Source organism: Methanobrevibacter sp. DSM 116169, assembly GCF_046197865.1.
In the GTDB taxonomy this organism is placed as follows: Archaea; Methanobacteriota; Methanobacteria; order Methanobacteriales; family Methanobacteriaceae; genus JAHKLT01.
The window spans coordinates 1,364,889-1,385,035 of record NZ_CP166990.1 but is presented as its reverse complement, the minus strand read 5'-3'; the positions used below and the strand labels follow the sequence as shown (position 1 = coordinate 1,385,035).

Below are 20,147 nucleotides of genomic sequence, written 5' to 3'. Positions count from 1 at the left end.
ATAAAAGCAATTAAATAAAATTTATATATTATAGTAGATAATATAATAATTGAGGAAATTAAGATAATATATAAACAATATAATCATTAGATATTAAATTTTTAAATAATTTTTGGAGTTTTTTTAATATGATGAGAGATGGAAAACATTATAAACTATTGGGATTACGTACTAATAAAATTAAGGGTATGAGGCCAATTTCTAAAAAACAATTAGAAGATTTAAAAAATGGTAAAAAATTAAATAATTAAAATACTTTTTGCACATGTCATTTTCTATAATAAATCAAACATGGTACCATGTGTTCGAATCTTATTCAAAAGATAAATATAATCAAAAAATTATTTTTGTTTTTGATTTTATTTCTTTAGATGATTATTTTTATTATGATTTTGAAGATATTAAATTTGCTAATTTATATGTTAAAAATAGAATAACTGGAGGAGAGTTAGCTTACCTCTTTTTTGATACTAGTATTAAAATTTCATTAGGAAAAGATAATAACTTCCCTTCTTTGACTATGTCTTCATTAAAAGAAATTTTAGAAAATAGTCATTGGAATGATGTAGAAATTGATGAATTCATAAATTATGTAGAAGATGATGAAAGGGAAGTTAAACACATTAAATTAGAAATAGGATACGATTTTGTTGATAATAATCCCATTTTAGAAAAAACTATTTTCAATGAAAAGTATGGAGGAATTTGGAATTTTTTAAAAATTTGTTTTTATTTTATTAAGGATTTTTTTTCAAGAAACACGACTAAATTCGCCAATATGAGACGTTGTTATGAATCTGATTATATTATTGAAGAATTTATCCAACCTGAATTTAATTTACATATTCCTCATGGATTAGAATTAGATAATTCTACTGTTGAATTGATTTATTATATTAATGATGAAGAAAATTCAAAAATTAAAGCTTATAAAAAATTTACATATAATTCAATAACAGAATACATTTATGATGATAGTTCTGAGGATATTGAAACAAACATAGAATATTATGATTTAGATGAAGATATTCCTATTCTTATTTCTAAAAATAATATAAAAAACAGATCAACATTACTTTTGAACTCCAAAGAATATAATAATTTGTGCACTCCAGAATTTATAGAAAAATTCAGCACTATTACTTTAACATATAAAACTAAATTTTTAAAAAAATATTTATTAATTCCTATGTTCGCATTTTTAACACTATTCCTTTCATTAATAGAATTAAAAGAAACGAATATGTTAACTGTTCCTTTTGTAGCATTAATTTCTTTTGTAGTATTATATTTAACTTTAGAAAGAGAAAATTATACATATCCCTTTAAAAGAATTACTTTTTTAATTATTGTTGGATCAATTTTAATGTTAAGTGTTAAATTAATTTTATTTATATTTGATATAAAAAACATATGGTTTGGATATAAACTTGTTTTTTTTGCTATTTTATTTATAATTGTTTATAAATTTTATAAAAGATATTTAAAAATAAAAGAATAGAAAGGATTTTAAATATATTTAATATTTTTATTTTATTATTGTTGCAATTAGTTCTCTTTTAAATTCAAAATACATGTATTGTATAATAATAGTTTCTGTTGGAAATTTTTTATTTTATATTCGGAATATTTTTTTTACTCATATTATTTTGGAATAGTTTTTAATATTTTTAAAAAAGATAATTTTATTTATAATTTATAATATATATTTAATTATAATAATTATTTATTCTTATGTATTTTTTGGAGATTGTAGATGTTAGAAAAAGATATTCCTAAAGATTATAATCAAGGCTGCGAAAAAGAATGGCAGAAAAAATGGGAAAATGATGAAATATACAAATTTCTCGATGATGGGACAAAACCAAGATATGTGATTGATACTCCACCACCATATCCTACAGGTTCAATTCATTTAGGTCATGTTTTAAATTGGACTTATATTGATATGAATGCAAGATATAGGCGTTTAAAAGGATTAGATGTACTATTTCCTCAAGGATGGGATTGTCATGGTCTTCCAACTGAAGTTAAAGTAGAAGAAACTCATAACATTAAGAAAAATGATATTTCAAAAGCAGAATTTAGGAAGTATTGTGTAGATCTTACAACAGAAAATATTGATTTAATGAAAAATCAAATGAAATTACTTGGTTTCTCACAAGATTGGAGTAGAGAATTTGTTACAATGACTCCAGAATATATGAGGAAAACACAATATTCATTTTTGAAAATGTATGATGATAATTTACTTTATCAAGGAATTCACCCTGTAAATTGGTGTCCAAGGTGTGAGACAGCTATTGCTTTTGCAGAAGTAGAATATGATGAAAATGAAACATTCTTAAATTATGTAAACTTCCCACCTGCAAAAGAATCAATTTATGATGATATTACATCTTCTAAAACTTCTGGTAAGCAAGCACAAGCAGATGAAGAAGGTGTTTTAATAGCTACAACAAGACCAGAACTCATGTCTGCATGTGTAGCTGTTGTAGTTAATCCTGAAGATTCAAGATATTCTAAATTATTAAATAAATATGTTGAAGTTCCTTTATCTTGTCAAAAGGTAAAAATAATAGCTGATGAGGAGGTTGATCCTGAATTTGGTACTGGAGCAGTTATGGTTTGTACTTTTGGTGATAAGACAGATGTAAGTTGGGTAAATAAACATGGTTTAGAAATCATTGAAGCTATTGATGAGAAAGGTTTAATGACTGAAAGTGCAGGTAGATATGAAGGTTTAGGTTTACAAGAATGTAAATTAAAAACTATTGATGATTTGGAAGATGAAGGATATCTCATTAAACAAGAAAATGTAGATCAAAATGTTGGTAAATGTTGGAGATGTAAAACTCCTATTGAAATTTTAGTTAAAAAACAATGGTTTATAGCTGTTAGAGACTTAACTTCTCAAATTAAAGATGCTGCAAATGATATGAATTGGGTTCCAGAACATATGAAATCAAGACTTTTAAATTGGGCTGATTCAATGGAATGGGATTGGTGTATTTCAAGACAAAGGATTTTTGCAACTCCTATTCCAGTTTGGTATTGTAAAGATTGTGGGGAGATAATTTTACCTGCAGAAGAAGATTTACCTATTGATCCTATTAGTGATAAACCTCAAAAACCATGTAAGTGTGGTTCAACTGAGTTTACTGGTGAAGAAGATGTTTTAGATACATGGATGGATAGTTCAATCTCACCATTATCAATAGCTGGGTGGCCAAATAAAGAATTTAAAAATAATTTTCCTTCAAATATCAGACCACAAGGCCATGATATCATAAGGACATGGGCATTTTATACGATTTTAAGAACTTTAGCACTAGAGGGAGAAAAACCATTTGATGATATTGTAATTAATGGTATGGTATTTGGTGAAGATGGCTATAAAATGAGTAAGTCTCGTGGAAATGTAGTAGGTCCTGAAGAAGTTGTAAGTGAATATGGTGCTGATGCTTTAAGAACATGGGCTGCTAATAGTTTACCTGGTTCAGACGTTGCTTTTGATTGGAAAGATATTAAATATGGATATAAGTTTTTAAGAAAATTCTGGAATGCATTTAGATTTATTAGTATGCATATTTTTAATGAAGAAATAAAATATGAAGAAATAGCTAATAGTTTAAATCCTAGTGATAAATGGATATTATCTAAATTAAATAATTTAAATAAAGATGTAGATGAAGCTTTTAACACATATACATTTGCAAATACAATTAATGCTATTGAAAAATTTGTATGGCATGATTTTTGTGATGAATATATTGAAGCTGTTAAATATAGATTATATAATGATGATATCTCAGATGAATCAAGAAAAGCTGCAAAATACACTTTAAAAACAGTAATTGAAACATCTTTAATATTACTTTCTCCTATTACTCCCTTCTTCTCTGAAGAAGTATATCAATACTTTAATGAAGATATTTCAGTTCATAATGCAAGTTGGCCTCAAATAAATAATGATTTAATAAGTGAAGATAGTGAAAATGAGGGAAAAATAGCTATTGATATTATTGGAGATATTAGAAGATTTAAATCATCATCTAAAATTCCTTTAAATGTACCACTCGACACTGTTAAAATATATGCAGATGATGAGATTAAAAATACATTAGATAAGTTTTCTGATGATATTAAAGGAACTTTAAAAATCAATAATCTAATATTAACTGATGGTAAACCTGATGTTCATGAAAAGATTGTTGAGATTACACCAGATATGTCTAAAATTGGACCTGAATTTAAAAATGATGCTGGTAAAATTATAAAATACTTAAATACTACATCTTTAGATGAAATAGCTAATATTTTAGATGAAAATAATGAATTAGCTATTGATGATTTGAAAATTACTGAGGATTACTTAAATATTGAAAAGGAACTTGTTGAAGCAAGTGGTAAGAAAGTAGATATTATTAATTCTCAAGATTTAGATGCTATTTTAGAGATTATAAAATAAGTGGTTTTATAAATGGAACTTAAAGTTAAAGAAGTTTTTAAAATTGATGGGGAAGTTGATGCTCCTCCATCTAAAAGTTATTCTCATAGAGCTATAATTTTAGCATCTTTAGCTAATAGTAAATCAAAAATTTATAATTTACTTTTATCTGAAGATACTTTATCTACTATAAATGCATGTAAAGCATTAGGTTCTAAAATTAATCAAAAAGATGACTATTTAGAGATTATTGGAAGTTCTAAAATTCATAATTTATCTAAAGAAGCTATTGATTTAGGTAATTCTGGAACATCTTTAAGATTATTAACAAGTATTGCTGCTTTATCTGATAATGAAGTTATTTTTACAGGTGATGAATCTCTTAAGACAAGGCCTATGGAAACACTAATTAATGGATTAAAACCTTTAGGTGTAGAAGTTGATTCAATTAATAATGATTTTAAAGCTCCTTTAATTATTAAACCTGGATATATTGGTGGTGAGACATCTATTAAAGGTAATATTAGCTCTCAATTTATTTCATCTATTTTAATTTCTGCACCATTATCTGAAGAAGGTGTAAAACTTAAAGTTACAGATGAATTTATATCTAAACCATATGTAGATATGACAATTGATATAATGGAAAAATTTGGAGTAAAAATTAAAAATATTAATAATACATTTAATATTTCTCCTCAAAAATATCAAGGATGTAATTATGTTGTTGAAGGAGATTATTCATCAGCATCATATTTATTAGCTGCTGTAGCTATTTTAGGTGGTAAATTAAAAGTTAATAAATTATTTAAAAGCTCTAAACAAGGAGATAAACTTATAATAGATATTTTAAAAGATATGGGTTGTAAATTGACATTAAATGATGATAATGTTATTATAGTATCTGATGGAAACTTAAAAGGAATTAATGTTGATTTATCTAATGCACCAGATTTATTAATTACTGTAGCTATTTTGGGGTCTATGTCAAAAGGTATAACTAAAATTACTGGTGTAGCTCATGCAAGATTTAAAGAAACAGATAGAATAGCTACAACTTGTAAAGAATTAAATAAATTAAATTGTAATGTTCGAGAAACAGATGATGGAATGATTATTGAAGGTGGAGTGTCATCTGGAAATGTTAAATCTCATAAAGATCATAGATTAGCTATGGCTTTTTCACTTATTGGATTAAAACATGATATTTTAATTACAGATGGTGAAGTATTTAATGTTTCATTTCCAAATTTTATTGAAGTAATGGATGAAATTGGAGTTAAATTAGAATTAGTTTAGGTGTAATATGTCTAAATCTCTAAATAAAACAGAAAAAATTCAATGGTTTATTGAAAAACTTGAAGAAGAATATAAAATTAGAGTTTTTAAAGATAAAGATCCTTATAAAATGTTAATTAGGACAATATTATCTCAAAGAACTCGTGATGAAAATACAGATCAAGCTACTAGAAATCTTTTTAATAAATATAAAGATATTCATGAAATAGTTGATGCTGATATTGAAGATATTCAAGAACTAATTAGGCCTGCAGGTTTTTATCGAGTTAAAGCAGCTAGGATTAAAGAAGTATCAACAATCTTACTTGATCAATATGGTGGAGAAGTTCCATGTGATATGAAAGAACTTATAAAATTACCTGGTGTAGGGCGTAAAACTGCTAATTGTGTTTTAGTTTTTGCATTTGAATTGCCAGCTATTCCAGTTGATACTCATGTTCATAGAATTTCTAATAGGTGGGGAGTTGTAAATACAAAAGAACCAGAAAAAACTGAGGTAGAACTTATGAAAATTGTTCCAAAAGATCAATGGATTATTTTAAATGATTTAATGGTTCAATTTGGCCAAACAATTTGTAGACCAATTCATCCACAATGTGAGATTTGTACTTTATCAGAATATTGTAATTATTATAACTCAGAGGTTAAAGAGTGAAAATTTATTCTACAATGACAAGACAAAAAGAAGATTTAAAGTCTATTGATACAAATAAAATTAAACTTTTTGTTTGTGGACCAACTGTTTATGATGATGCTCATATTGGTCATGGTAGAACATATATTTTCTTTGATGTTATTAAAAGATATTTAGAATATATTGGGTATTCTGTTTTTTATCTTCAAAACATTACTGATGTTGATGATAAAATTATTGAAAAAGCAAAAACTCTTAATTGTGAAGCAAGTGATATAGCTAAGGTTTTTGAGAAAAGGTATATTGAAGATATGCATTCATTAAATGTAAATAATGTTAACATATATGCTAAGTCAACTGATTTCATTGATGAAATAATTAGTCAAATTGCAAGGATTATGGATAATGGTTTTGCTTATGAAACTGATGATGGAGTATATTTTGAGGTAAGAAAATTTGAAAGTTATGGTGAGTTATCTAATCGTAAAATCGATGAGTTGGAATCACATCGTAAAATAGCTAAAACAAGTAAGAAAGACTCACATGATTTTGTTTTGTGGAAAAAACGAGAAAACACTAATGAACCTGTTTGGGATTCACCATGGGGCAAAGGTAGGCCAGGTTGGCATATAGAAGATACAGCTATTACAGAATATTTCTTTGATAATAAATACGATATTCATGGAGGAGGCCTAGATTTAATGTTTCCTCATCACGAAGCAGAAATAGCTCAAATTAAAGCTATATCTGATGATTCAACTGTTAATTATTGGTTACATAGCGGATTTTTAAATATATCTGGTCTTAAAATGTCAAAATCATTAAATAACTTTTTAAGTATTAGAGATGTATTAAAAGAATTTTCACCAGAAGTATTTAGATTTTTTATAATATCTTCTCATTATAGATCTCATGTAGAATTTTCAAAAGATGATCTAGTTCAAGCTGAAAAAGCATTAAATAAAATCAAAAATTATGCTGAGAAATTAAATGAAACAAAAATTGATAAGTCAATCAAAGCAAGGAAAAATCCTGAATATCCTCCATTGAAGAAAGTTCGAGAAGAGTTTTTCAATAGTATGGATGATGATTTTAATACATCAAAAGCAATTTCATCATTATTTATATTTATTAATGATTCTAAAAAAGAATTATTTGAAGATAAAATTCATATATCTGATATTTTAGATATTCAAGAATTTTTTAAAGAAATTTCAAATATTTTAGGAATGGACTTTAATAAATGCACACAAGTTGAAAACAATGAAGATTTATTAGATTTAATTGTTGATATTCGAAAAAAATTAAGAGAAGAAAAATTATATGAGTTTTCTGATGAAATAAGGGATAAACTCATTGATTTAGGAATAAATATTGAAGATGAATAATTAAAGTAAAAATTTATATAGTTTTAAGAACATAAATAATTGTTAATAAATAGGGAGATGATGCTATGATAAAAAATAATGAACTTTATAAATGTAATAAATGTGATTATATTGTTGAAATGATTCATGGTGGAGCTTGTGAAATGAAATGCTGTGATGAAGAAATGGAATTATTAAAAGCTATTCAAAAAGAAGAAGGAACTGAAAAACATATTCCAATTATTACAGTTGATGCAGATAAAATTAAGATAGATATAGGAGAAGTTCCACATCCTATGGTTGAAGAACACTGGATTAATTTTGTTGAATTGTTTGTTGGAGATCAAATTTTCAGACAAGAACTATATCCTGGTGATGAACCTAGTGTAACATTCAATGTTGCATCAAAAGGAGAAGAAGTTTCTGCAAGAATTTATTGTAATATTCATGGGCTTTGGCCATCAAATTAAATTTTTCATATTTCTTTTTTTTAATTTTTTTTTAAATTTATTATTTTTAATTTAAAATAACTTAACTATATAATAGATGAATTATAAAATCTTATTATTAACTAATTTTTTCATGTTAAAGATATTATGAATAATAAATTAATTTTTTGCATTGTCTTATTTGGAGCTATTTTTGTTAGTGGATGTATTAATACTCCTTTAGATAACATTAATGAGCTTATGCCCGATATTAGTAATAATGTTGTTGATGGAGATAAGTATTACAATGAATCAGTAACAGCACTTAATTCTAAAAACTATGCAGAAACTGAAACTAAAGCTAATTTAGCTCTTGAAAGATTTAAATCAGCTAAAAATGATATTCTTGAAGCAAATAAATATTATGAAGGAGTTAATGAAACTTTATTTATAGAATACATTAATATTTTAGAAGATGAAGTAGATTTGAAAATAAATGCTACATCTAATTTAATTTTAGCTTCTCAAAAATATGAACAAGGAGAAATTAGTGAAGGTAATAAATATTCTTCCTTAGCTAATTCAAAAATGGATTCAGCTATTGAATTTCAAAATCAAAGAATAGCTATTGTTGATGAGAATCCAGAATTATTTAAAGAATTTTTTTACTTTTAAGGGGAATTTAAATTGAAAAAAGATTGTACACAATGTAAAGGAACAGGTTCTGAAACTATTGATTATAAAGAATGTGATAGTTGTGGTGGAACTGGTTTTAAAGACTTTGTTGAAGTAGGTAATCATTTTAAAAATGCTAATAATAATGCAAAAGCAAAGTTTGACCTTGAAACTGATCAAGATATTCCATGTGATAATTGTAATGGTAAAGGACAAGTACCAATTAAAGAAGATTGCAGCTATTGTAATGGTGAAGGAAACATTAATGTTTGCAGAAAATGTGGAAAAGTTATAGATCCTAAATATGATTACTGTAGGGACTGTCATATTAAAATGAAAGATGAAAAAATGAAAGAAGAAGAAAAAGCTAAAAAAGAAAATGAACCTAAAACTGTTTATAAAATTGACCCATTATGTGAAATGAAAGATATGGAAAAAGAAAAGTTCTATATTGGAAAAGTTACAAGAGTAGAAAAGTATGGTGTATTTGTAACTTTAAATAATAATGTATGGGGCCTTATGAGAGGAGATACTAACCACAATGTTGGAGATGAAGTTGTAGTTAAAGTATCTGCTGTTAAACTTAAAGAACGCCAAATTGATCTAGTTCCAGCTAATGTAAAAAATTACAATATTGAAACTCTTACAAAAGAAATTGATAGAACAAAAATAGATGAATTAGAAGTTGTTAAATCTAAAGTTGTTAAAATTATTGGTGAAGTATTACAAATTCAACAAACATCTGGACCAACAATATTTACTATTACTGATGAAACATCAATTACTTGGGTAGCTGCATTTGATGAAGCTGGTGTAAGAGCTTATCCTGAAGTTGAAATTGGAGATGTTATTGAAGTTTTAGGTGAGGTTAATCAACATGGTGGTAAAACACAAATTGAATCTCAATCTATTACTAAATTATTAAATGATGATTCAAAATATATGCTTAATTTAATTGAAGAAGCATTAAATGAAAAAGCAGAACCTCCTGAAGTTGATTTCTTTGTTAAAAGTGATGTATTAAATAAACTCAAACCTAAAATGAGGGAAGCTGCAAAGACAATAAGAAAAGCAATATTACAAGGTAGATCAATTTTAATTAGACATCATGCAGATGCAGATGGTATTTGTGCTGGAGTAGCTATGGAAAAAGCAGTTTTGCCATTAATTGATGAGGTAAATCCAAGTAATGATGCAATTTGGCATTACTTTAAACGTTCTCCAAGTAAAGCACCATTTTATGAATTAGAAGATGTTGTAAAAGATTTATCTTATGCTTTAGAAGATTTAGAACGTCATGGTCAAAAATTACCATTAATTGTTCTTTTAGATAATGGTTCAACAGAAGAAGATGTTGTATCATTAATGCAAGCTAAAATATACGATATTGAAGTTGTTGTAATAGACCACCACTTCCCTGGAGAAGTTATTGATGGTAAAGTTGAAGTAGATGAATATGTTGATACTCATGTAAATCCTTATCTTGTTGGTGGAGATTCACAACTTACAGCAGGTGCATTATCAACTGAAGTAGCTAGAATTATAAATCCTGATGTATCTGAGACAATTAAACACCTTCCAGCTATTGCTTCTTTAGGTGATCATGCAGAATCTGGTGAGGTTTATCAATATGTTGAAATAGCTGAAAAGAAAGGATTTAATAAAGATGAATTATTAAAAATAGCTGAATGTGTTGATTTTGAAGCATACTTTTTAAGATTTATGAATGGTAGAGGAATTATGGATACTATTTTAGCTGTTGATAATCTTGATAAACACGAAAAGATGATTAATGCATTATTTAAAGAATATAAAAAGAGAGTTGATAATCAACTTAAAGCAGCACTACCTAATATATCTCAAAGAACACTAGATAATGGTATTATATTTAATGAACTTGATGTTGAAAAATATGCTCATAAATTCACTTTCCCTGCACCAGGTAAAACATGTGGTTTTGTACATGATAAAATAGCTAAACAAGTTGGTGAAGATAAACCTGTTTTAACACTTGCTTATGGTCCTGATTTTGGTGTTATTAGAGCTACCGAAGCAGTTAATGAAATATTTGGTTTTAATCTTAATGAAATTATTCAAACACTTATTGTTAAGATTCCTGAAGCAGGTATTGATGGTGGAGGCCATGAATGTGCAGGTTCTTTAAAATATATTGAAGGACTTTCAAAAGAAGTCTTAAATGATTTCGTATTAGAAATAGCTAGTATGAAAAAAAGTAATTAAAGGGAAAAATTCCCTATTTATTTATATTTTTTTATTTGATTATTTATTTTTTGAGCTTCATTTCTATAATATAAGTAAATACCTGCCCAAAATAGAAATGCAAATATCAAAGCTATTATTATCCAAGTAATTATTGGTAATATGCCCATTGTTACTGGAATCCAATTTAAATAAACTCCTACAATTAAAAGTATTATAAATCCTATTCCCATTTGAAAAATAACTTGATAGATTAAAGGAATATTTTCTTTTTCATAAATAATACTTGGTAATGCAAAACCTTGACCTACAATTATTGCTCCAATTGTATTTACAAGTATTTCATAACCATTTAATGTGAAATTTGTCCACCCAATAGAATAAGCTATTAATATTTCTACAATAGCTATTATAAAGCATCCTATAGTTGCTCCCATGAAACTTAATTTTATAATTTCTGAAAAATTCATTTTATCACCTATTTTAATCTTAATCTAATTTTAAATTCAGGTAAATAATTTCTTGAAATATTATCTTTTAAACCATTTTTTAAAGATATAAACATTATTCCTTTAAATGATGGTGCAATGTAATTAATTTTATTTATATTAACTATTGATGATTTGGATATTCTAATAAATGAATTATCTAAAATATTTTCAAGTTCATATAATTTTTTATCTGTATTGAAATCATAGTAAATTGCTTAAAATAAGATATTAAATGCTAAAATTTTAAAATAAGTTACAATTTGGAAATTTTAAAAAAATTTAAAAAAATAAAAAAAGAAAGGAATATAAATTCCTATTTTTAGTCTAAAGTAATTTTTACATCAAGAGCACTTGATCCTTTTTCATAGACAAATATTGGGTTAATATCTAATTCAGATATTTCAGGGAAGTCTAAGCTTAATTTAGCTACTCTTTTAATAGCTTCTTTTACTTCATCTATGTCACATGGAGCTTCTCCTCTGTAACCTTTAAGTAAAGTAGCTACTTTTGTGGATTCGATTTGTTCATCGACTTCATCACATGTTAATCCTTTAGCAAGTTTAAATGCTGCATCTTCAATAAGATTTACATAGATTCCACCCATACCAAATGCAATCATTGGTCCGAACTGTTCATCTCTAATCATACCAACAAGAACTTCTTGTCCAGTAGGCATCATTTTTTGAACTTCTACACCATCAGGTGTAATATCAGGATGAGCTATTTTAGCATTTTCCATAATTTCATTAAAGGTTTTCTCTGCATCTTCTGATGATTCAATACCTACTTTTACACCACCAATATCTGATTTGTGTAAAATTTTATCAGATGCAATTTTAAGAACAACTGGGAATTCCATTTCTTCTGCAAGTTTGCCTGCTTCTTCAGGAGTTGTTGCAAGTTTAATTGGAGCAGCTGATATTCCATATGCTTCTGCAACTGCATATGCTTCACTACCAAGTAATGCATCTCTACCTTCTGATTTAACTTTCTTAAATATTTCTGCAACTTTATTTTTATCAACATCAGAAATATTATCAACACAGTTGTTGTAATTTCTCTCTAAAACATTAGAATATTTAGTCATTGCTTGTAAGACATCTACTGCAGTTTCAGGGAAAACATATGATGGAACACCATTATCATTTAATAATTTATTTGCTTTTTCAAATGAAGGACCACCCATATTAACAACAATAATAGGTTTATCGAAACCTTTTTTAGCTTCTAATACTGCTTCAGCTGTTTCATATGGTTGAGCAGATGCTGTTGGACAAACCATAACAATTAAACTGTCTACATCATCAGTTTCTAAAACAATATCTAATGTTGCTTCAAATCTTGATGCAGGTGCATCTCCAATTACATCAATAGGGTTTTCAACACTACTTTCATCAGGTAAAACACTTTTCAATTTAGCTTTTGTTTCATCATCAAATTCTACTAAATCTAAGCCTGCTTTTTCAATAGCATCTACAGTTACTACTCCTCCACCACCAGCATTGGTGATAATAGCTATTTTATCTCCTTTTGGAAGAGGTGCTTTTGAGAAACCTAAACCATAATCAAATAATTCTCTCATAGTCTCAGCACGAATGATGCCTGCTTGTTCAAATGCAGTTTCAAAACCTAAGTCACTTCCAGCTAATGCACCAGTATGTGAAGATGCTGCTGCAGCACCTGCAGAACTTGATCCAGATTTAAGAATAATTAACGGTTTTTTAGCTGAAACTTCACGCATTGAATCTATGAAATCATCATCTTCAGTAATTGATTCTAAATAACAAATTACAACTGAAGTTTCAGGATCATCTGCTAAATATTTCATAAGTTCAAGTTCTGGAACACCAGCTTTATTTCCAAGACTAATGGATTTACTAAAGCCAATTCCTGAAGTTAAACTCCAATCAATAATAGCTACCATCATTGCTCCACTTTGTGATAAGAAAGCAACATTACCTTCTGGAGGCATATTTTGTGAGAATGATGAGTTTAATGGAGTGTGTGAATCTGTTGTACCTAAACTATTAGGTCCAATAATACTAATTCCATATTCTTTTGCAAGAGCTTTCATTTCCTCTTCCATTTCAATTCCTTTACCACCGACTTCTTTAAATCCTGCAGTAATAATAACCATATTTTCAATTCCCATTTCTCCACATTCTTTGATAGCTTCATTTACGAATGCAGCAGGAATACACATAACTGCTAAATCAGCTTTTTCAGGAATATCTTTAACATTTTTAAATGCTTTAATTCCTTGAATTTCATCAGATTTTGGATTCACAGGGTATATTTTACCTTTATATCCATCAGATACAAGATTATCAATAACAATATATCCAATTTTACCTTTCTGATTAGAAGCGCCAATAACAACGACTGAATCAGGTTTAAACATCTTATCGAGATTCATAATTATTCTTCTCCATTATTGTTTTATAATTATTTATTTATAATGATAAATAATTACAATTTTATTTTTAACTAAATTTAATATTTATTAATATATAAAACTATTTAATATTATAAATTAAAAATATTCTAGAATTTTTTTAAAATTACTTGAATAAATAGTGTTTTGTTTATAAAAATAAGTGTATTATCTAAGTTTTTCAGAAATCTATTAGAACATTTCAAGTTAGAAATCTTGTGTTTTTGAGAAAAATATTTTAATTTTAAAAATAATCAGTGATTTATTATTATAGCTATTTTACTCATTTTTTTTTATTTTTTTACTTTTTTTAAATAATTTTTTCATGTTTGTTTATTCATCAAAAAACTTAAATACTTTTTTTAATATAACTTTTATTACTAAATAATAATTTAGTTAAGCAAATTCTTATGAATTTTTTTTAAGTTTTTAGGTTGATTTAATGAGTTTAATAATTGCATACGTCGGTAAAAAAGGATGTGTAATGGCTAGTGATAAAAGGAGAATAGCTTATTTCGGCAGTGAAGAAAATAGGAATTCTCTTGAAGAAGAAATATATTCTGGTAGGATATCTTCTGATGAAGAGCTTCACAAAAGAGCTAATGAATTTAAAGTAGCCATTAAAATTACTGATGATGCAAATAAACTAAGAACTATTGAAGATGCTATTGTAGGAGAAGTAAGTTCTAAAGGATCTTTTGAAGTTAAAAGAAAAAGAATTTATGGAACTACTATGGGATATCAGATTGTAGAATTAGTAGGATCTGAAATAGTTTCTAGAAACAAACATGAAAAGGCAATTGTACTATTTGGAAATAAATACAGTAAAACACTAGCGGAAAAACTAATCAGCCAAAAATGGAAACCATCCATCAGCTTAAAATTCATGGGAGATATATTTGAAGAAATTTTAGAAGAAGTAGCTAATCAAACACCTTCTGTAGGTAAAAATTTTGATGTTTTTATTAAAAACCCTAGTATGGATTCACAATCAGCACAAAAATATTTAGATGAGATTGTTGATAGAGATATTAAATTACTTTCTAAATTCAGGCAAAAACTTGAAGAAGATCTTTTAGAAAATAAAAAAACTATTGAATTAGCATCAAAAATTATAGATGAAGGGGAAATCGGTGAAGTTGTTGAAATTGATAACAACATGCTTAAAGTTGTTTTAAATGAAGATGTTCAAGCTTTTAATGGGAATTGGAAACAGCTAGCTAAACCTAAAGATGAAGTAGTAATGATTAGTGAAAAAGAAGATGAAATAAATATAGGTGATAAGGTAGTTATTGAAAATGAGAAGTTATGTTTAGAAAAAAATAAATCTAATCTTATGTGTGATATTATTTTATGTAATTTATAATAATACATAATAGCTTCATAACTTAAAACAATAATTTACTGCCGCAGAAGAAGGCATTTAAATGAGAATAACGTTTTTAGGAACAGGTGGGGGAAGGTTTGCAACTATTAGTCAGCGAAGAATGACTGGTGGTTTTAGAATAGATGATTTTAATGGTAAAAATTATCATATTGATCCAGGACCAGGTGCATTAGTTCGTTCTTATCAATTTGGAGTAGATCCAAAAAGATTAGATGGTATTTTTGTATCTCATGCACATACTGATCATTATACTGATAGTGAAGTATTAATTGAGTCTATGACTCGAGGAATGACTAAAGAAAATGGAATTATAATGGGTAGTAGAAGTGTTTTTGAAGGATTTAAAGAATGGGGTCCTTGTATTTCTAGTTATCATAAATCCAATTCTGAAAATCTGATATTAGGTCCAAATAAATCTAAAGTATTGGATAATATGACTATTAAAGGTACAAAAACAGTTCATGGAGATCCCACTTGTGTTGGCTTTCAAATGGAACATGATGATTTTAGATTATCATATACTGCTGATACAAAATACTTTGATAAATTAGCTCATTATCATAAAAATGCTAATATTTTAATAGCTAGTGTAATTAGACCAGGCTCCAAATCTATTAAAGGACATATGTGTTCTGATAAATTTGCAGAATTAATTGAAGAAGTTAAACCAGATTTAGCTATTATGACTCATTTCGGTCTTAAAATGTTAAATGCAAATCCAATTCTTGAGGCAAAAAATGTACTAAGTAGAACTGGTGTTAAAACAATAGCTGCTTTTGATGGAATGTCCTTAGATATTAATATGAATGATCCTGCAAAATCAAAGTTTATTTCACTTAAAGATAATGTTGCAAGGTCTTTTAGAAACGCAGAAACTGTAGATTCCGGAAATGTAATTAATAAAAGAGAAAATAGTGATAAATTAATAAGTTATACTAGAGATTTCTATGGAAGATAGCTATTATAATTTATTAGGATTTATATATCCTGAACGTAGGATATGATCTGCAAGTACAATTGCTGTAGATGATTCTGCAACTGATGTGATTCTTGGACAAATACAAGGATCATGACGACCTTCTATTTTTATTTTACAATTTTCTTTTTTTTCTAAATCTATTGTATTTTGAGTTTTACTAATTGATGGAGTAGCTTTAACAGCAATTCTTGATACAATCGGCATACCATTACTTATGCCTCCAACAATTCCTCCACTATTATTAGATGAAGTTTTAATTTTATTATTTTCTATAATCATCTCATCATTAGATTCACTAGCTAGTTTATTAGATATTTCGAAGCCTAAACCTATTTCAACACCTTTTACAGAGCCTATTCCCATTAAAATTTGTGCTAAATCAGCATCTAATTTTCCAAAAACAGGTTCTCCTAAACCTGGTGGAATATTAATAGCTATAGTCTCAACAACTCCTCCGATGGAATCATTATTTTGTTTTGTTTTTAAAATTAGTTCTTCCATCTCTTTAGAAGTATCTAAATCACCGCACCTTACAGGATTTTTTGAAATATTTTCTTCAATTATTTTAAAATCATTATCAGGAGCTATAATATCTCCTATTTGTTTAACATGGGAAATTATTTTTATATTTTGTGTTTTAAGTAATTTTTTAGCTATTGCTCCACCTATAACATGACCAATAGTAATTCTACCACTCCCACGACCTCCTCCATTATAATCATAGTTTCCATACTTTTCTATCCAACCATAATCTCCATGTGAAGGTCTTGGAGTATTTTTTAAAGCAGAATAATCTTTTGAGTGTTGATCTTTATTAAATACAATTGCTGTAATTGGTGTTCCATCTGTTTTACTATTAAAAATTCCTGATAAAATTTCTACTTCATCTTCTTCTTTTCTAGGACTTGTAAGATTACTTGTACCTGGTTTTCTTTTATCTAATTCTTTTTGAATGTCTTCTTTAGATAATTCTAAATTAGCAGGACAACCATCAACTACTGCTCCAATAGCTTTTCCATGACTTGCTCCAAAACTTGTAACTTTAAAAATTTTCCCTGTTGTGTTTGTCATATTTTCACTTAAATATAATTTAAATTTAAAAGTTTATATAAATATTTATATATTGAACTTAATAATTTAGTATAATAATTATTTTTTGTGATTTTATGGATAAAGTTCAAGAAGATATTAATTTAATTTTTAAAAAACTAATAAATACTTATTCTCCTCAAGGATGGTGGCCACATATAGAATTTGATGGTAAAAATTACACTAAAACTGGCTCAATTCAAGGATATAATCAAGGAAATTATGAATTTCCAAGAAATGAGATAGAACGATTTGAAATTATTATGGGTTCAATTTTAACTCAAAATACTTCTTGGACATCTGTTGAAAAGGCACTCTTAAATTTAAATGAATTAATTGAATTTACGCCTAAAAGTTTACTTGATTTTGCAGATTCTAATGTAGATAAATTTAAAGAAGCTATTAAACCTTCAGGTTATTATAATCAAAAATTTAATTATCTTGTAAATATTTCTAATTTTTTAATAAAATTAAATGGAAAAACTCCTTCAAGAAGTGAAATATTAGAAGTTAAAGGGGTAGGTGATGAAACTGCAGATACAATTTTATTATATGCTTATAAAGAAAAGCAATTTGTTGTAGATGCATATACAAAACGAATGTTTTCATATTTAGGCATCTTAAATGAAAAAGATAGCTATTTAAAAATTAAAAATTTATTTGAAGATAATTTTAATGGAGATTTTCAAGATTTTCAAGAATATCATGCATTAATTGTTGAACATGGAAAAAGGTATTATTCAAAAAAACCATATGGAATTAATGATAAGTTATTAAAAGAATTTAAACGGTGATTAAATGTTTCCAACTACAAGACTTAGAAGACTTAGAAAAAACTCTAAAATAAGAGAAATTGTCAAAGAAACAAAATTAAATAAAGAAGATTTAATTTATCCAATTTTTTTCAAAGAAGATTTAAAAGAAGATAGAGAAGAAATCATGAGCATGCCTGATGAGTATAGATATTCTCTTGATGCAGGTGTTGAATTTGCAAAAAAACTAGAAAGTAAAGGTTTAAAATCTATTATTGTTTTTGGTATTCCAAGTTCATCTTTAAAAGACGAAATAGCTTCACCTTCAAGATTAAAAGATGGAATTGTCCAAAAAGCTATTAAAAAATTAAAAGAAGAAACAAATTTAGTTGTAATTAGTGATGTGTGTCTTTGTCAATACACTTCTCATGGGCATTGTGGTATTATTAATGAAAATACAGAATATGATGATAATATTGAAGTTTTAAATGATGAATCATTAGATTATTTAGCTCAAATGGCATTATCTCATGCAGAAGCTGGTGTTGATATTGTAGCACCATCTGATATGATGGATGGAAGAGTTGGTGTTATAAGAGATGTTTTAGATGATAATAACTTTAAGGATGTTTCAATAATGTCATACTCTGTAAAATATGCATCTGCTTTTTATGAACCTTTTAGAGATGCAGCATGTTCTAGTCCAGGAGATGGAAACAGAAAATCTTATCAAATGGATCCAGCTAATACTAAAGAAGCTCTTCGTGAATGTGAAGCAGATATTATAGAGGGAGCAGATTTTTTAATGGTTAAACCAGCTTTAGCATTTTTAGATATTATAAAGCTAGTTGATTATAATTTTAACTTACCTCTTGTTGCATATAATGTTAGCGGAGAATATTCTATGATAATGGCAGCTATAGCTAGTGGATATTTAACAGAAGATGCAATTTTTGAAAGTTTACTTTCAATTAAAAGAGCAGGAGCTGATTTAATTATTACAAATTTTGCATCTAAAATTATTGATAAAATTTAAGGTGATTTAATGGAAGCTTTTAAAATAGCTCAAATAGCTCAAATAGCATCAGCTTTAGAAGTCAGCGGTCATCCAAAACCAGGAAATGTTCATAGAAATAGAGATTTTCATGATATGGTTTTTGAAGATTTTTTAATAAGTGGAATAGCTATTGGAGAAACTATAAAATCAGTTGCATCTAATGCAAGAAAAAACAAAGATAATTTATCTAAAATAAATATTGGTAAATATATCTTAGATGGAGTTTTAGAAACTGATAAATGGGTTCAAAATAACACTAATCTTGGAATAATTATGATGTTAGTTCCAATTTCAGCTTCAGCTGCAATCAGTTCTAATTTTAATGATCTACAAAAAAATATTGGTGATATTTTAAATGCTACAACATTAGATGATGCAATTAATTTATATCAAGCTATTAATATTGCTGATGCTGGAGGAATGGGTTCTCAAAATGAATTTGATGTAAATAGCTCTGATGCAATTAATGAACTTAAAAAGAATAATCAAACAATGTTTGATGTACTTGAAATATCATCTTCTTGGGATAAGTTAGCTTATGAGCTTACACATGAAATGGAAGCTACGTTTAATATTGGTTTTAAGACTTTTCATAAGTTAAAAAGTGAAAGTTCATTAAATAATTCTACTTTAGCTACATTTTTAACTATCTTATCTGAAATTCCAGATACTTTAATTTCTAGAAAATATGGAAATGAAATATCAGAGAAGGTTTCAGCTATGGCATTAGAAGTTTTAAATAGCTCAGATGATTTATTTAATAAAAATATTAAAGATTTTGATAATTATTTATTTGAAAAAAAATATAATCCTGGAACAACTGCTGATTTGACTGCTGCATCTATAATGCTTAGTTATTTAAAAGATGAATTTGAAAAATAGATT

General features: G+C 26.9%; 17 protein-coding genes. 13 read left to right on the top strand and 4 right to left on the bottom strand.

Features of this window, described 5'->3' with window-relative positions; genetic code table 11:
• Positions 1 to 265: 265 nt before the first annotated feature.
• The 8 genes from ACA134_RS06680 to ACA134_RS06645 all read left to right on the top strand — a co-directional run bounded on the left by ACA134_RS06680 (position 266) and on the right by ACA134_RS06645 (position 11,094).
• A complete protein-coding gene (locus tag ACA134_RS06680; RefSeq protein ID WP_409199645.1) occupies positions 266 to 1,501 on the top strand; it encodes a hypothetical protein in 1,236 nt (411 codons plus the stop codon).
• A 255-nt stretch (positions 1,502 to 1,756) separates the two neighbouring features.
• Entirely contained in the window at positions 1,757 to 4,471 is a 2,715-nt protein-coding gene (locus ACA134_RS06675; protein WP_409199644.1) for a valine--tRNA ligase, read from the top strand.
• A gap of 12 nt (positions 4,472 to 4,483) precedes the next feature.
• The gene (aroA, locus tag ACA134_RS06670) at positions 4,484 to 5,749 is read left to right on the top strand and encodes a 3-phosphoshikimate 1-carboxyvinyltransferase (protein ID WP_409199643.1); all 1,266 of its coding nucleotides are present in this window, start codon (positions 4,484 to 4,486) and stop codon (positions 5,747 to 5,749) included.
• Positions 5,750 to 5,756: 7 nt separating this feature from the next.
• On the top strand, positions 5,757 to 6,404 hold the full coding sequence (nth, locus tag ACA134_RS06665; RefSeq protein ID WP_409199642.1) for an endonuclease III: 648 nt from the start codon (positions 5,757 to 5,759) through the stop codon (positions 6,402 to 6,404).
• Positions 6,401 to 7,771: a cysteine--tRNA ligase gene (cysS, locus tag ACA134_RS06660; protein ID WP_409199641.1), complete on the top strand. Its 1,371-nt coding sequence runs from the start codon at positions 6,401 to 6,403 to the stop codon at positions 7,769 to 7,771. The genes nth and cysS overlap by 4 nt, the downstream gene beginning before the upstream one ends.
• A gap of 65 nt (positions 7,772 to 7,836) precedes the next feature.
• A complete protein-coding gene (locus tag ACA134_RS06655; protein ID WP_409199640.1) occupies positions 7,837 to 8,220 on the top strand; it encodes a desulfoferrodoxin family protein in 384 nt (127 codons plus the stop codon).
• Positions 8,221 to 8,346: 126 nt separating this feature from the next.
• Entirely contained in the window at positions 8,347 to 8,853 is a 507-nt protein-coding gene (locus tag ACA134_RS06650; RefSeq protein WP_409199639.1) for a hypothetical protein, read from the top strand.
• Between the two features lie 12 nt (positions 8,854 to 8,865).
• Positions 8,866 to 11,094: a DHH family phosphoesterase gene (locus ACA134_RS06645; RefSeq protein WP_409199638.1), complete on the top strand. Its 2,229-nt coding sequence runs from the start codon at positions 8,866 to 8,868 to the stop codon at positions 11,092 to 11,094.
• Positions 11,095 to 11,111: 17 nt separating this feature from the next.
• Here the strand turns inward: ACA134_RS06645 and ACA134_RS06640 are convergent, their stop codons facing one another.
• From ACA134_RS06640 to acs, 3 genes are all read right to left on the bottom strand, one after another.
• Entirely contained in the window at positions 11,112 to 11,543 is a 432-nt protein-coding gene (locus ACA134_RS06640) for a DUF3021 domain-containing protein (protein ID WP_409199637.1), read from the bottom strand.
• Positions 11,544 to 11,551: 8 nt separating this feature from the next.
• Positions 11,552 to 11,776, bottom strand: coding sequence for a LytTR family DNA-binding domain-containing protein (locus ACA134_RS06635; RefSeq protein WP_409201083.1), 225 nt, complete (start codon positions 11,774 to 11,776; stop codon positions 11,552 to 11,554).
• A gap of 107 nt (positions 11,777 to 11,883) precedes the next feature.
• Positions 11,884 to 13,983: an acetate--CoA ligase alpha subunit gene (gene acs / locus ACA134_RS06630; RefSeq protein WP_409201082.1), complete on the bottom strand. Its 2,100-nt coding sequence runs from the start codon at positions 13,981 to 13,983 to the stop codon at positions 11,884 to 11,886.
• Positions 13,984 to 14,440: 457 nt separating this feature from the next.
• Here acs and ACA134_RS06625 point away from each other — a divergent pair, with 457 nt between their 5' ends.
• Both ACA134_RS06625 and ACA134_RS06620 read left to right on the top strand, forming a co-directional pair.
• Entirely contained in the window at positions 14,441 to 15,364 is a 924-nt protein-coding gene (locus tag ACA134_RS06625) for a DUF2121 domain-containing protein (protein WP_409199636.1), read from the top strand.
• Between the two features lie 61 nt (positions 15,365 to 15,425).
• Positions 15,426 to 16,343, top strand: a complete 918-nt coding sequence (locus ACA134_RS06620; RefSeq protein WP_409199635.1) for an MBL fold metallo-hydrolase — start codon at positions 15,426 to 15,428, stop codon at positions 16,341 to 16,343.
• A 3-nt stretch (positions 16,344 to 16,346) separates the two neighbouring features.
• Here ACA134_RS06620 and aroC read toward each other — a convergent pair whose 3' ends face one another.
• A complete protein-coding gene (aroC, locus tag ACA134_RS06615; protein ID WP_409199634.1) occupies positions 16,347 to 17,435 on the bottom strand; it encodes a chorismate synthase in 1,089 nt (362 codons plus the stop codon).
• A 95-nt stretch (positions 17,436 to 17,530) separates the two neighbouring features.
• Between aroC and ACA134_RS06610 the strand changes: the two genes are divergently transcribed.
• The 3 genes from ACA134_RS06610 to ACA134_RS06600 are packed head-to-tail and all read left to right on the top strand — an operon-like array spanning position 17,531 to position 20,144.
• Positions 17,531 to 18,247, top strand: a complete 717-nt coding sequence (locus ACA134_RS06610; RefSeq protein ID WP_409199633.1) for an endonuclease III domain-containing protein — start codon at positions 17,531 to 17,533, stop codon at positions 18,245 to 18,247.
• Between the two features lie 4 nt (positions 18,248 to 18,251).
• Complete coding sequence (hemB, locus tag ACA134_RS06605) at positions 18,252 to 19,241, top strand: porphobilinogen synthase (RefSeq protein ID WP_409199632.1); 990 nt, start codon at positions 18,252 to 18,254, stop codon at positions 19,239 to 19,241.
• 9 nt (positions 19,242 to 19,250) lie between these two features.
• On the top strand, positions 19,251 to 20,144 hold the full coding sequence (locus tag ACA134_RS06600) for a triphosphoribosyl-dephospho-CoA synthase (RefSeq protein WP_409199631.1): 894 nt from the start codon (positions 19,251 to 19,253) through the stop codon (positions 20,142 to 20,144).
• Positions 20,145 to 20,147: the final 3 nt, after the last annotated feature.

Excerpts from the sequence above, each read along its gene's own strand:
- ACA134_RS06680 (WP_409199645.1), top strand. The coding sequence starts at position 266 with ATGTCATTTTCTATAATAAATCAAACATGGTACCATGTGTTCGAATCT.
- ACA134_RS06675 (WP_409199644.1), top strand. The coding sequence starts at position 1,757 with ATGTTAGAAAAAGATATTCCTAAAGATTATAATCAAGGCTGCGAAAAA.
- aroA (WP_409199643.1), top strand. The coding sequence starts at position 4,484 with ATGGAACTTAAAGTTAAAGAAGTTTTTAAAATTGATGGGGAAGTTGAT.
- nth (WP_409199642.1), top strand. The coding sequence starts at position 5,757 with ATGTCTAAATCTCTAAATAAAACAGAAAAAATTCAATGGTTTATTGAA.
- ACA134_RS06655 (WP_409199640.1), top strand. The coding sequence starts at position 7,837 with ATGATAAAAAATAATGAACTTTATAAATGTAATAAATGTGATTATATT.
- ACA134_RS06650 (WP_409199639.1), top strand. The coding sequence starts at position 8,347 with ATGAATAATAAATTAATTTTTTGCATTGTCTTATTTGGAGCTATTTTT.
- ACA134_RS06640 (WP_409199637.1), bottom strand. The coding sequence starts at position 11,543 with ATGAATTTTTCAGAAATTATAAAATTAAGTTTCATGGGAGCAACTATA.
- ACA134_RS06625 (WP_409199636.1), top strand. The coding sequence starts at position 14,441 with ATGAGTTTAATAATTGCATACGTCGGTAAAAAAGGATGTGTAATGGCT.
- ACA134_RS06620 (WP_409199635.1), top strand. The coding sequence starts at position 15,426 with ATGAGAATAACGTTTTTAGGAACAGGTGGGGGAAGGTTTGCAACTATT.
- aroC (WP_409199634.1), bottom strand. The coding sequence starts at position 17,435 with ATGACAAACACAACAGGGAAAATTTTTAAAGTTACAAGTTTTGGAGCA.
- ACA134_RS06610 (WP_409199633.1), top strand. The coding sequence starts at position 17,531 with ATGGATAAAGTTCAAGAAGATATTAATTTAATTTTTAAAAAACTAATA.
- hemB (WP_409199632.1), top strand. The coding sequence starts at position 18,252 with ATGTTTCCAACTACAAGACTTAGAAGACTTAGAAAAAACTCTAAAATA.
- ACA134_RS06600 (WP_409199631.1), top strand. The coding sequence starts at position 19,251 with ATGGAAGCTTTTAAAATAGCTCAAATAGCTCAAATAGCATCAGCTTTA.